This window comes from Arthrobacter sp. ISL-85, assembly GCF_018613675.1.
In the GTDB taxonomy this organism is placed as follows: Bacteria; Actinomycetota; Actinomycetes; order Actinomycetales; family Micrococcaceae; genus Arthrobacter.
Genome location: NZ_JAGGPQ010000007.1, coordinates 199,694 through 210,901 on the forward strand (window position 1 = coordinate 199,694; position 11,208 = coordinate 210,901).

13 protein-coding genes and 1 pseudogene are annotated in these 11,208 nt (G+C 65.6%); 9 read left to right on the top strand and 5 right to left on the bottom strand.

Going from position 1 to position 11,208, the window contains the following annotated elements; genetic code table 11:
- Nucleotides 1–18 precede the first annotated feature (18 nt).
- On the bottom strand, nucleotides 19–1,254 hold the full coding sequence (locus tag J7I84_RS06620; RefSeq protein WP_214942291.1) for an MFS transporter: 1,236 nt from the start codon (nucleotides 1,252–1,254) through the stop codon (nucleotides 19–21).
- 269 nt (nucleotides 1,255–1,523) lie between these two features.
- Between J7I84_RS06620 and J7I84_RS06625 the strand changes: the two genes are divergently transcribed.
- The 6 genes from J7I84_RS06625 (at nucleotide 1,524) to J7I84_RS06650 (ending at nucleotide 4,832) form a co-directional block, all read left to right on the top strand.
- Nucleotides 1,524–2,441: a 2-hydroxyacid dehydrogenase gene (locus tag J7I84_RS06625; protein WP_214942294.1), complete on the top strand. Its 918-nt coding sequence runs from the start codon at nucleotides 1,524–1,526 to the stop codon at nucleotides 2,439–2,441.
- Between the two features lie 44 nt (nucleotides 2,442–2,485).
- The gene (locus tag J7I84_RS06630; protein WP_214942297.1) at nucleotides 2,486–2,953 is read left to right on the top strand and encodes an SRPBCC family protein; all 468 of its coding nucleotides are present in this window, start codon (nucleotides 2,486–2,488) and stop codon (nucleotides 2,951–2,953) included.
- Nucleotides 2,954–2,960: 7 nt separating this feature from the next.
- Complete coding sequence (locus J7I84_RS06635; protein ID WP_214942300.1) at nucleotides 2,961–3,305, top strand: iron chaperone; 345 nt, start codon at nucleotides 2,961–2,963, stop codon at nucleotides 3,303–3,305.
- A gap of 65 nt (nucleotides 3,306–3,370) precedes the next feature.
- On the top strand, nucleotides 3,371–3,694 hold the full coding sequence (locus J7I84_RS06640; protein WP_214942303.1) for a hypothetical protein: 324 nt from the start codon (nucleotides 3,371–3,373) through the stop codon (nucleotides 3,692–3,694).
- Between the two features lie 244 nt (nucleotides 3,695–3,938).
- Complete coding sequence (locus tag J7I84_RS06645) at nucleotides 3,939–4,325, top strand: VOC family protein (RefSeq protein ID WP_214942306.1); 387 nt, start codon at nucleotides 3,939–3,941, stop codon at nucleotides 4,323–4,325.
- 153 nt (nucleotides 4,326–4,478) lie between these two features.
- Nucleotides 4,479–4,832 carry a cupin domain-containing protein gene (locus J7I84_RS06650; protein WP_214942309.1) on the top strand — a complete coding sequence of 118 codons (354 nt, stop codon included), beginning with the start codon at nucleotides 4,479–4,481 and terminating at the stop codon, nucleotides 4,830–4,832.
- 53 nt (nucleotides 4,833–4,885) lie between these two features.
- Here J7I84_RS06650 and J7I84_RS06655 read toward each other — a convergent pair whose 3' ends face one another.
- On the bottom strand, nucleotides 4,886–6,142 hold the full coding sequence (locus J7I84_RS06655) for an MFS transporter (protein WP_214942312.1): 1,257 nt from the start codon (nucleotides 6,140–6,142) through the stop codon (nucleotides 4,886–4,888).
- On the bottom strand, nucleotides 6,139–6,624 hold the full coding sequence (locus tag J7I84_RS06660; protein ID WP_214942315.1) for a MarR family winged helix-turn-helix transcriptional regulator: 486 nt from the start codon (nucleotides 6,622–6,624) through the stop codon (nucleotides 6,139–6,141). The genes J7I84_RS06655 and J7I84_RS06660 overlap by 4 nt, the downstream gene beginning before the upstream one ends.
- Nucleotides 6,625–6,768: 144 nt before the next feature.
- Between J7I84_RS06660 and J7I84_RS22000 the strand changes: the two are divergent.
- Nucleotides 6,769–7,179, top strand: a pseudogene (locus tag J7I84_RS22000) (DUF3592 domain-containing protein); the annotation flags it as partial.
- On the opposite strand, the gene J7I84_RS06665 reads toward J7I84_RS22000, so the two are convergent.
- Entirely contained in the window at nucleotides 7,147–7,539 is a 393-nt protein-coding gene (locus J7I84_RS06665) for a VOC family protein (protein ID WP_214942318.1), read from the bottom strand. The pseudogene J7I84_RS22000 and the gene J7I84_RS06665 overlap by 33 nt on opposite strands.
- A gap of 284 nt (nucleotides 7,540–7,823) precedes the next feature.
- On the opposite strand from J7I84_RS06665, the gene J7I84_RS06670 reads away from it, so the two are divergent.
- Nucleotides 7,824–9,200 carry a DUF1524 domain-containing protein gene (locus J7I84_RS06670; RefSeq protein WP_214942321.1) on the top strand — a complete coding sequence of 459 codons (1,377 nt, stop codon included), beginning with the start codon at nucleotides 7,824–7,826 and terminating at the stop codon, nucleotides 9,198–9,200.
- A gap of 66 nt (nucleotides 9,201–9,266) precedes the next feature.
- A complete protein-coding gene (locus J7I84_RS06675; protein WP_251046200.1) occupies nucleotides 9,267–10,010 on the top strand; it encodes an excalibur calcium-binding domain-containing protein in 744 nt (247 codons plus the stop codon).
- Between the two features lie 89 nt (nucleotides 10,011–10,099).
- On the opposite strand, the gene J7I84_RS06680 is transcribed toward J7I84_RS06675, so the two are convergent.
- Nucleotides 10,100–10,570, bottom strand: coding sequence for a hypothetical protein (locus J7I84_RS06680; RefSeq protein WP_214942324.1), 471 nt, complete (start codon nucleotides 10,568–10,570; stop codon nucleotides 10,100–10,102).
- Between the last annotated feature and the right edge of the window lie 638 nt (nucleotides 10,571–11,208).

Here is an 11,208-nt window from a genome sequence, read left to right on the forward strand (position 1 = left end):
ATCCTGCCGGACCTCAGGTTAGGCGGGGTCCTGGACTTTGTCCGTCACGGGGCGGGGTTCCAGCCAGATACGTTCCCGCCGGCCGGGCGGGTAGGCATACCTCTTGCCCGCGAGGGTGATCACGAACGCGGCAACCACGGGGACCGCTGCTGCGGCCGGCACCAGCAGCGGGCCGCCTACCACCAGGGCCGCCGAGCCGTAGAGCGCGCCGATGGTGATGCCCAGCTGGATGGTCAGGACCGTGAGCCCGTTCGCGGCCTCGCTGTACTCCCCGCCCGCCCGGAGGATCGCGGACTGGTTGTAGATTCCGATGGCGCCCAGGCCGGCTCCCCAAATGGTCATCAGCACCAGGGCCATGGGCAGGCTCCCCACTGCGAGTGGCAGGAGGAACATCGATGCGGCGATGGCCGCCGTCGTGATCAGCAGCGAACGGCGGGGGCGCGAATCCACGGTGAGTCCCGCAATCCAAATGCCCAGCAGGCCAGACCCGCCGAGCACGGTGAGGGAGAGGCTGGTGGCGTAGTCCGGGAGGTCCGCCTCACGGATGAAGGGTGCAATGTAGGTGAACAGGGCGAAATGGGCCAGGACCAGCAGCGGCCAGGCGACGGCCACGGATTTCACACCCGGCTGGCGGATCGCCTTGCGGAGGGACGGCCGGGCGGCGTCGGTAATGCGCCGGACACGGGGGAGCAGCCAAAACGCGAGCACGGTCAGGAGCACACCGAACCCGGCGAGCACCAGGAACGCGGCCCGCCAGCCCAGGAATCCGCCCAGGGCCGTCCCCACCGGGGCGCCAATGGCCAGGCCCAGGCTGTTGCCGCTGAACACGATGGCCAGGGCCTTGCCCACTTTGTCCGCCGGGACCACGCGGGATACGAACGGCGCCATGGTGGTCCAGAGGAGTCCGTGCGCCAGCCCGCCCACCAGCCGGGCGATCATCGCTGAGGTGAAATCCGGTGCCAGTCCCACCAGCGCGTTGCTGAGCGCAAAGGTCAGCACCAGCCCCACCAGCAGGGCATGCCGCGGGATCTTCCCCAGCAGCCGTGCCGCCGGGACCACCGTGACCACAATGACGGCGGCGTAGGCCGCGGCAAGGTAACCGGCCACCGGCTCGGAGACCCCAAGGCCGGTACTGATCTGCGGCAGCAGCCCGGACGGGAGGAGTTCGGTGGTGATGGCGGTAAACGCGATGGTGGCCAGGACCACCATCGCGGCATAAGGAAAACGGGACGGCGCGGAAATCGCGGAAGACATGGGGGAGCGTCCATTCAAAGGGTGGGGTTGGAAAGCGGCTCGCTGGCCGGACAATTCCTCCCTTAAATTTACAGGATTGAAGGACCTGTCACAGACGTGACAGGCCGCCTCTTGTGCCGTGTTGCGGGTCGAAAAATCTGTACGGCAAGCGTTGAAGGGTAAGTTGGTTTACGGAACTTCAACGCCCGCTGTGAATATGCCGGACCCGGAATACTGGAGACACCCATGAGCACCTGCTGTCCCGCCAACGTGAAGCTGATGGTCGCTGCGTGAACGCCCCGCTGCGCGTCTGCCTGCCCGCCCAAAACCTGCTGGACGCACTCGCGCCCATTGACGGCGTCGACTTTGTCCTGTGGGACCTGACCGGCCCCGCACCGGAGGGCCGGTTGGACCTCCTGGTGCCCGGCTACATGGGCAAACCCACGGCGCTCGGCGCACTGGAGGGCGTTGATGTGGGCCTGGTGCAGAGCCAGTCCATCGGGTACGACGGCGTCGCCGAAGTTCTGCCCGCAGGGGTCACCTTCGCAAACGCGGCCGGAGTCCATGAAACGTCGACGGCGGAGCTCGCCGTGGGCATGATGGTGGCGTCCCAGCGCGGCATCCCTGATTTCGTCCAAAACCAGGAAACGGGAACATGGGACAACACCCCGCGCCCCAGCCTGGCCGACCGGCGCGTGCTGCTGGTGGGCTATGGGGGAGTGGGCAAGGCCATCGAGGCCCGGCTCCTGCCCTTCGAAACCGGGGTCACCCGGATGGCCAGCCGTGCCCGGCAGGATGACCGTGGAACCATCTACGGAATCGACTCGCTCTACGAGCAGTTGCCGCTGCACGAGATCGTTGTGGTCAGTGTTCCGCTGAGCGAGAAGACCCAGCAGCTGGTGGACGCAAAATTCCTGGCGGCCATGCCCGACGGCGCCCTCCTGGTCAATGTGGCCCGCGGCCCCGTGGCGGACACGGACGCTTTGCTGGCCGAAACCTCAACGGGACGGCTCCGGGCCGCCCTGGATGTGACGGATCCGGAACCACTCCCGGCAGGCCACCCGCTGTGGACCACCCCCGGCGTGCTCATCACCCCGCACGTGGGCGGTGCCAGTTCGGCCATGTTCCCGCGGATGGTCCGGCTGGTCAGGAAGCAGATTGGGCTGCTGCTCGAGGGCAAGGAGCCGGTGAATGTGGTCCTGCCCTGACGGCAGCCCTTAACCGAGCGGGCATCCGCCCCTATGCTGGGGCCATGTCCACTTTTGAAGTCCGCCGCAGCGCCGTCATCCCCGCCCCCGCAGAAGAGATCTTTCCGCTGGTCAACAACTTCCATGAGTGGACCGCGTGGTCCCCATGGGAGACGATCGATCCAGGCATGAGCCGCCATTACTCCGGCAGCGAATCCGGGGCAGGCGCGGGTTATGAGTGGAGCGGGAACCGGAAGGCCGGCAGCGGCACCATGGAGATCACCGAATCCATACCGGCCAGCCTGATCCGGATCCGCCTGCAGTTCACCAAACCCTTCAAAGCGCTGAACCCCACCACGTTCAGCTTCACCCCGGTGGACACCGGCACGGAGGTGACCTGGCGCATGACCGGAGAAAATAAAGGCATCGGCAGGGTGTTCGCCCTGTTCATGAATATGGACAAAATGGTGGGCGGCGACTTCGAGCGGGGGCTCTCTTCACTGGCCTCCGCTGTGGCGGCCCGGAAGAGCTGAGGCTCCCATGGGCATCGTCGACGATGCTTTGGCCAAGTTAGGTGAACCGGACCGCGGCTGCCTGCAGCATGTGGTGGACATTGCCCGGTCCTTGGTTCCCGACGCCACAGAGGGTATGAGCTACGGCATGCCCGCTTTAAAATTGGATGGAAAGCCCGTGGTGGCGGCCGTGGCCGCGGCCAAGCACCTTTCCATCTTTCCGTTCTCGGGCGCCGTGGTTGAGGCGGTGGCGGACCGGCTGGAGGGGTACTCGCTGTCCAAGGGGACCATCCGCTTCACCGCCGGCCACCCTGTTCCTGATGACGTGGTGGAGGACATTGTCCGGCTGCGGATCGCCGAGATCCGCAAGTAGGGGAATGGCCGACGGCGGGACTTATGGGCCTTCTCCCCGGACTGCCCAGTCCCTAAGGTAAAGCCATGGCTGACACTCTCGCGTCCCTTGCGGACTCCTTTAAGAACATGGGCGTCACCCGCGCCTACGGAACCCCGGTAAACCTGGGCGGGGAGGAAATCGTGCCCGTCGCGCTGGTGTCCTTCGGCTTCGGCGGCGGCACGGAATCGGAGGACGGGGCTTCGGGCGGAGGAGGCGGCGGCTTCGTTGTCCCGCTCGGCATCTACCACACCGTGAACGGCAAGCCAGCCTTCCGCCCCAACACGGTAGTGATGCTGGTCTGCCTGGTGCCGCTGGTGGCGGTGGCGGGCAGGGCCCTGCGCCGGGCTGTGTCGGTGGCCCGTAAATGAGCCGGACTTACGGGGCCTACCCTGTTTAAATACCCCTATTCCATGCGCGAAAGATCAGTTCCATAATGGCCTCGTAGACTTCGGGAAACCCCGCGCCGATGGCTGCTGCCACCGCGGATGAGGGGGTCCAGGCGGCCGCCCCGGCAGTCGGCGGGAAGGACGGCCACGAGGCCCGGCGGGGGACGGCCGGACCCTTTAGGGGGAGAGCGTCGCCATCATCGATTGCGCAAGGAGAATTGTTGTCATGCTTAAAGACCTGGAAGTCATGGCTGTATTGCCTGCGAAGGACATCGACCGGGCGAGGGAGTTTTACCGGGACAAGCTCGGGCTTGAGCCTGAGCCAAATATGGCCGACGGCGGTTTGGTCTACCGGTGCGGGAAGGGAACCGCGTTCCTGATTTACCAGACGGACAACGCAGGTTCGGCCAGGAACACGCAGATAGGTTGGGGAACCGATGACGTGCAGCGGGATGTGGACGAACTCCGTGCCCGGGGCGTCGTTTTCGAAGACTACGACATGCCTGGCCTGAAGACTGAGAACGGCATCGCGTCGATGGAGGGTATGGGCCAAGCGGCATGGTTCCTCGACAGCGAAGGGAACATCCTCAACATCTCCTCCCTGCCGCGCTGACCGGACACCACCTGCTCCTGCAGGGCGCATCATCCAAAGCGCGACGCCGGTACCCGCCGCCTCCAGGCACCCGCACCCGGGTGCGTGGCAGCGGCAGGCCGGCGCCGCCGTCGTCAGCGGTCCTCTATAGGTGCCCCACAAGAAAGGAAGGCCATGGGCGGGGAAGAAGCGGTGCCGGAGACGAAGGGCGTCTCAGTGGAGTTACTGGCAACGGTTGACCTTTCCGGCGAGATTGACGGCATGGACGGCCGGCAGCTGCGGATGCGGATGATCACCATCGATCCCGGTGGTGTCTTCGGCCCACTCCATGACCATAAAGGCCGGCCCGGGACCGTTTACGTCCTGCAGGGGACAATCACCGAGCATCGGGATGGCGCCGTCAGCGAGTACGGGCCCGGTGTGGGCTGGCAGGAGGACCGGCACACCACGCACTGGCTGGAGAACCGGGGAACAATACCCGTGCTGGAAATCTCGGTGGACATCGTGAACCAGGCGCCGCGGCCGTAAAGCCGGTGGCACCTGCTTTCGCGCCGCCGTCGGCTGTTTCCGGCAGAGCCGTCTCAGACGGCGGGTTCGCGCCTGTCCAGGGCCAGGCGGACCGCGCCGCGGAGGGTGAGCCGGTTCCGCCTGGTGACGGCAACCACGGCGACGATACCTGCGAGCAGCACCACGAAGCCGCCCACTGCGACCGACCACCGGGCGCCGAACTCGCTGCCGATCCAGCCGACCAGCGGCGAACCTATGGCGGTGCCGCCCTGGAGGATGGCCAGGTACAGGGCCAGTACGCGGCCGCGGAACTGCGGCTCCACGGAGAGCTGGATGCTGGTGTTGCAGCTGTTCAGGAAGGTGATGGACGCCAGGCCTACGGGAACCAGGACGGCCGCGTACACCCAGAAGGTTGGCGCGACGCTGCCCAGGATGGTGAAGATTCCCAGTCCCAGCGCCCCGCCCAGCAGGAACCGCAACCGGGGGCCCGAACGGCGCGCCGCCAGGAGTGCGCCTGCCAGGGTGCCAACGGCCATGATCGAGCCGAGGAGTCCGAATTCGCTGGGTCCCATGCTGAATTCGGTGGTGGCCATCAGCGAATTGATGACGGGGAAGTTCATGCCGAACGCGCCGAGGATGCCCACCAGGACCATGATCAGCATCAGGTCCGGCCGGCGCCGCACATACCGGATGCCCTCGGCCACCTGGTGCTTGTTCCGCTCTCCCTTCCGCGCGGGGGCAGGCTGGGTGGTGCGGATGCGGAAGAGTGAGACCAGGACGGCAGCGAAGCTCGCGGCGTTGAGGAGGAATACCGGGCCGGTACCTACCCACGCGATGAGTACGCCGGCGATGGCGGGGCCGGTGAGCCGGGCGGTGTTGAAGGATGCAGAGTTCAGTGCCACCGCGTTGGAAATGTTCTCCTGGCCCACCAGCTCGGAAACAAAGGCCTGGCGCGCGGGCGCGTCAACAGCGCTTGCCATCCCCAGGCAGAACGCGGCCACATATGCATGCCACAGCTGGGCGGATCCGGTGACCACCAGGAGCCCGATGGCAAGGCCCGTGAGCCCCATGGCAAGCTGCGTCCACATGAGGATGATGCGCTTGCGGTAACGGTCCGCCAGTACTCCGCCGTAGGGGCCGAACAGCAGCATGGGCAGGAACTGCAGGCCGGTGGTGAGGCCGACCGCGGCACCTGAGTGATCGGTGAGAACGGTGAGGACCAGCCAGTCCTGGGCCACGCGCTGCATCCAGGTGCCGATGTTGGAGACGATGGCGCCGCTGGCCCAGATGCGGTAGTTGGGGTTTTCGAGGGCCCGGAACATCGCACTCATCGGCCGCTCATTTCCTGCATGATGCGGGCCGCGCGGCTAAGGGTGCGCCGGTCTTCCTCGCTGAGGCCCGCCACGCGTTGGGCGAGCCAAGCGGTGCGCTGGCTCCGCGCCTCCGCCAAAACCGTCCGGCCGGCATCGGTGATGTCCACGCGGACCTGGCGGCCGTCGTCGGGGTCTGCGCTCCTGGTGACGAAGCCTTGGTCGGCCAGCGCGTTGACGATCCTGGTCATGGACGGCGCCTGGACGTGCTCACTCTTGGCGAGGTCCCGCAGCGTGCTGGGGCCGCTGCCGTTCAGCAAGGCCAGCACCGTGTACTGGCCGGGGGTGATGATTTCGCCGGTTGCCTCGACGCGGAGCCGGCGGGACGTGCGCATCACGGCGGTGCGGAGGTCGATGGCCAAGGTGTCCGGGGCGGCGGGGTCTGCGGTTGCCTGGTTCTTCGCGTGGTTCTGGTTCTGGCTTTTCGTCTGGGTGGGGGACATCTAGGCGGGTGCGCCTCCTCACGGCGGTTATTAGCAATGCTAATTAGTTCTGCTAACTATTATGCTCCGCTTGGTTGCCGCAGGCAATGGATGGAGGTGTGGCTTTGATGACACCTCCGGCACAATGGGGGCCGTGACTGGGCGCAGACCAGCGGAACGATCATTCACTTAAACGACGTCACCAAGGCTTCCGAGCGCAGGATCAGGGTCGAGCACACGGCGGCGGACGGGGTGGCGCGGCGGACTTTCGCGGCCGTGGACCACGACCAGCATCCTGTGGTGGGGACCAGCGTCACGGTCGTTTATGCCGAAAGCGACCCCGGGCGTGCCGTTGTGTCCGGCTATGAGTACGACGGCGTATGGCTGCGTGGTGCAGGCGTTGTCCTGACTGTCGCCTTTGTCCTGCCCGCCGGTATCACCGCTGAAACTGCTCCAGTGCCTGCCGATCCCAAGGTGCGGATAAGGGCGGTCCCCGGTTCCCTGAGGGGACTAAGACCGCGCCCGGGGACGCGAGCTGTTCTCCTACGAGCTGTGCGAGTCCCGGAGTTCCTGTGAGGTCTGGCCCTGCATGACCCAGCGGTTGCCGTCAGGATCGCTGAAGTAGGCGAACAAAACGCCGCCCAGGTCCTGGACCTCGCTTATGTCCGCGCCGCGCTTTACCAGCTCGGTTCGAACTTCGGCGATGTCGGGAACCACCAGCTGCAGCCCTTCAAGGCTGCCGGGAGTCATGGTGGTCATTCCAGTGCCGATTACCACCGATGTGGCGGAGCCCGGGGGAGTCAGCTGGACCACGCGCATGCCCGGAATGTGTTCCACATCGTGGTCCAGGACGAAGCCCAGCTTGTCCGTGTAAAACGCTTTGGACTTGTCGACGTCGGAAACGGGGACCTGTACAACCTCGAGGCGCATCTGCATGCACGCCACTCTATCTTCGGGCATCCTTCCAAAGGAATGGCTCTCAGGAATCCGGTCCGACTGGCCTGCCCCGCCACAAGTTATTAAGCCTTGAAACCGAGTGCGACGTTATTTCCTCAGGATTGCATCAAGACTGCCTGAATGTTGGCCGAGGATCGCGAAGGGCAAGTTATACGGTCCGGGATTGAGCATAGGCTCGACAACGATGAATTTTGCTGGGCTTAGCAGCAGGCCCGGCACATGCGGGGGCACCGTTTTCCGGGCCTCCTGTAAATGGGGAAAGAATGTCTAATTACGAAACCCGCTTTGGGTTTGTTCCTTCCGCGCCGACGCCGGAGCCGCCGCGGAAACCACGTTTTTCAACCTTCATTGTTGGCGCTATTACCGCGTTGTTTATGGTCTTCGCAGCAGTGAGCGGAGGAATCGGCGGCGCCTTGGTTGTCCTCGCCATGTCGCTTGGCCTCACTGGACTGTATGTCCTGCTCACCGGGCGGCGCTCCTGGGTCTGGCTGCCTGCAAAGCGGAAGGCCGGCGCCGTTGCGATCGCCGCATCGCTGGCGATCTTCATCGGTGGTGCTGTAGCCCTGCCGCACGTTGCCAGCGCGGACCTGGCCGCGGCATCTTCGGCGAGCACTGCCAAGGCAGTGCCCACGCAGGCGAGCCCGGCTCCAACAGCCAAAGCGTCGCCGTCGTCCACCCCAACTCCCACGGCGCAGGACACCGGGGAACCGCTGGATCCGGAGACCCCGTACGTCCTTGCCGCCGGCACCACTGCCACAGCACCCAACGCGCAGCCTGCCTACGCCACAAAGGCTCTGGACCTGCTGGCCGCCCTTCCCATCAAGGGCCGGACGCCAAAGACGGGGTATGACCGGGCACGGTTTGGCCAGGCGTGGGCGGACGTGGACAAGAACGGCTGCGACACCCGCAACGACATCCTCAAGCGCGACCTCACCGGCATTGCGTACACGAACAGTGTGCCGTGCAAGGTGCAGTCCGGCACCCTGGCCGATCCTTACACCGGCACCACCATCAGCTTTGTCCGGGGCTCGGCTACCAGCAGCGCCGTGCAGATCGACCATGTGGTGGCGCTCAGTGACGCCTGGCAGAAGGGGGCGCAGCAGTTGACCCCGGAGCAGCGGACGGCGTTCGCCAATGATCCGCTGAACCTGCAAGCGACGGATGGGCCCACGAACGTCAAGAAGGGCGACGGCGACGCGGCCACCTGGTTGCCGCCGAACAAGGGCTTCCGGTGCGAGTACGTCGCGCGCCAGATTTCCGTAAAGGCCACCTACGGGCTGTGGGTCACCCAGGCCGAACACGACGCCATGGCCGGGATCCTTGGCGACTGCGCCGGGCAGCTGGCGCCGACCAACCAGCAGGCTCCGGCTCCTGTTGCGCCCGCGCCTGCACCTGCAGCGGTTGCTCCCGCCCCGGTTCCTGCACCCGTCCCGGCGCCCGCGCCTGCTCCTGCTCCGGCCGCCCCGGTGCCTGTTGCGCCCGCGCCAGTGGTGCCTGTTCCTGCCGCACCTGCACCTGCTGCCGCCTACTACGCCAACTGCACGGCAGCGAGGGCTGCCGGGGCTGCGCCGCTCTATGCGGGGCAGGCCGGCTACCGACCGGAACTGGACCGCGACCACGACGGCATCGCCTGCGAGTAGGCACGCACAGGTCCGGTTTTCCGGCCCACGATTTTTACCACCATCACTGCATTCCTAGGGGGAAAAATGAAAGAAACCAGCGTTCCTGCAATTGGCAGGATGAAGACGTCCCTGGTTCTGGCTGTGCTGACCGGCCTCATGCTGACGGGCTGCGGCGCTAAGCAGGCAGCAACGCAGCCGTCGGCCGCTGCCACGGCGACAGCAACCGCCGTCTCGCAAGTAACCGAAACTGTCGCTGTTCCCGGTGTGACGGGCCTGGCCCTCGACAAGGCCACAGACCAGTTGGAGGGCCTGGGATTCGACGTTGAGGCCGCGGACACGGACCACGGCAAAACGATCATGGCCAAGAAGAACTGGCAGGTGACCTCGCAGGACCCTGCCGCCGGTGCAAAGGCAGCGAAGGGCTCCACAGTGCATCTTGGCGTCAAGAGCCTCGATGACGTGGCGGCGGAGAAGGCCGCCGCGGATAAGGCGGCGGCGGCCAAGGTGGCGGCCGATCAGGCCGCCGCAGCGAAGGCTGCTGCGGACAAAGCCGCCGCCGATAAGGCCGTCGCAGACCAGGCGGCGGCTGCAAAGGCTGCCGCTGATCAGGCTGCCGCTGATCAAGCTGCCCGCGACGCGGCAGCCCGGCAGGCCGCTCAAGCTCCGGCGCAGGCGCCTGTCCAAGCGCCCGTCAAGGCGCCGGCGGCGGCGTACTACGCCAACTGCACCGCTGCGAAGAATGCCGGCGCCGCGCCCCTGTACAGGGGACAGGCAGGATACAGCTCCGCTCTTGACCGTGATGGCGATGGAGTTGCCTGCGAAAAGTAGCCAACTGAGGCGATACTAAGGCGAGCCGCGGAAACTTCCCCGTTCTTGGGGAGGGCTCCGCGGCTCGTCTCATTTCAGATTCAACGCTCCTACATTCGTCCAGCGGTGAGGTCTGCATCGACGTTGGGATCAGTGCGGCCCGTCTCTTGTTCACTTGACGGGGCCGGCTTTTCCTTGGACGTCTTCATGGAGCGCCAAACTGCGGCCCCGGCCGCGAGGCCCGTGAGGCCGAGGATCCACAACCACACCCTGGGTGCGCGCCAGCGAGCCTGGACCGGGGCAGGTGCAGCCGCTTTCGGCGCGACGCGCTTCAGCTGATCCTGGATCCGGGGCGTGAGCGTCTCTACACCGCCGGCAAGTTCAGCAGACAACCGCCGAAGAAGGGCCTGGAGGCGTGGGGAGGCTGTCTCAATGCCTGCATCCAGCCCGGCCACCGCCCGCTCGAGCGCAACCTGAACACCCGGCGTAGCCCATTCCCTGCCTCTCGACAGCTGGCTTAGGAGGTTTTCCGAGACACGATGGATCCGCTCGGTTTCAGTCATTGGTTCTGCTGCGCGCATGGTTGCCTCCTGGACGTAATGGATGACGCCCAGACTAGCGCCGGACCAGGTGCGGAAAAAGGGTCTTTGGAATCGGGACGTCCGGACCTTCGGGAGGGTCACGTCCACCTTCCGACAGAGCTGGCGGCGGTTGGTGGAGGTGTTCGCGCAGGCTACTTTGCGGTGGCTGCGACACCGGTAGCGGCTGTGACCATCTCCAGGGGTGTGTAGGACGGTTTCGTCCCGAGCCTCCTGGCATCGTGCGCAGGACAACGAGCTGGCAACTGAGCAGTTCGCCTGTGCCGGAGACCACACATGCCAATTACGACGGCGGGTGGTGCCCGGAGCGCGGGATGGCCATTCCTGGCCCTACATCCTGCGGATCCTCCAGCTGGAAGACCCGATTTGCGGTGGGGGTGGTGTGCGGGTATTGTTTTCTGAGTCGCCGCCGCTGATGCGGAAAGATAGCGGCCAACCCCCCTTTTTTTGAACGGCCTGGAATATGGCGCGCGGTTTCGTGTGTTGTTGTTGGGTGGGGGCTGATTCTGGTGGGTTTTGGATTGCGGAGACGTGGTTTGCAAAGCTGGGCGGGGTCGGGTAAGTTTGAAAAGTTGCTCCGGAGCGATCCTGAACGTTGGTTTGGGTGGTGCCGGGTGTGT

Excerpts from the sequence above, each read along its gene's own strand:
- J7I84_RS06620 (WP_214942291.1), bottom strand. The coding sequence starts at position 1,254 with ATGTCTTCCGCGATTTCCGCGCCGTCCCGTTTTCCTTATGCCGCGATG.
- J7I84_RS06630 (WP_214942297.1), top strand. The coding sequence starts at position 2,486 with ATGTCCACTTTTGAAGTCCGCCGCAGCGCCGTCATCCCCGCCCCCGCA.
- J7I84_RS06635 (WP_214942300.1), top strand. The coding sequence starts at position 2,961 with ATGGGCATCGTCGACGATGCTTTGGCCAAGTTAGGTGAACCGGACCGC.
- J7I84_RS06640 (WP_214942303.1), top strand. The coding sequence starts at position 3,371 with ATGGCTGACACTCTCGCGTCCCTTGCGGACTCCTTTAAGAACATGGGC.
- J7I84_RS06645 (WP_214942306.1), top strand. The coding sequence starts at position 3,939 with ATGCTTAAAGACCTGGAAGTCATGGCTGTATTGCCTGCGAAGGACATC.
- J7I84_RS06650 (WP_214942309.1), top strand. The coding sequence starts at position 4,479 with ATGGGCGGGGAAGAAGCGGTGCCGGAGACGAAGGGCGTCTCAGTGGAG.
- J7I84_RS06655 (WP_214942312.1), bottom strand. The coding sequence starts at position 6,142 with ATGAGTGCGATGTTCCGGGCCCTCGAAAACCCCAACTACCGCATCTGG.
- J7I84_RS06660 (WP_214942315.1), bottom strand. The coding sequence starts at position 6,624 with ATGTCCCCCACCCAGACGAAAAGCCAGAACCAGAACCACGCGAAGAAC.
- J7I84_RS06665 (WP_214942318.1), bottom strand. The coding sequence starts at position 7,539 with ATGCAGATGCGCCTCGAGGTTGTACAGGTCCCCGTTTCCGACGTCGAC.
- J7I84_RS06670 (WP_214942321.1), top strand. The coding sequence starts at position 7,824 with ATGTCTAATTACGAAACCCGCTTTGGGTTTGTTCCTTCCGCGCCGACG.
- J7I84_RS06675 (WP_251046200.1), top strand. The coding sequence starts at position 9,267 with ATGAAAGAAACCAGCGTTCCTGCAATTGGCAGGATGAAGACGTCCCTG.
- J7I84_RS06680 (WP_214942324.1), bottom strand. The coding sequence starts at position 10,570 with ATGCGCGCAGCAGAACCAATGACTGAAACCGAGCGGATCCATCGTGTC.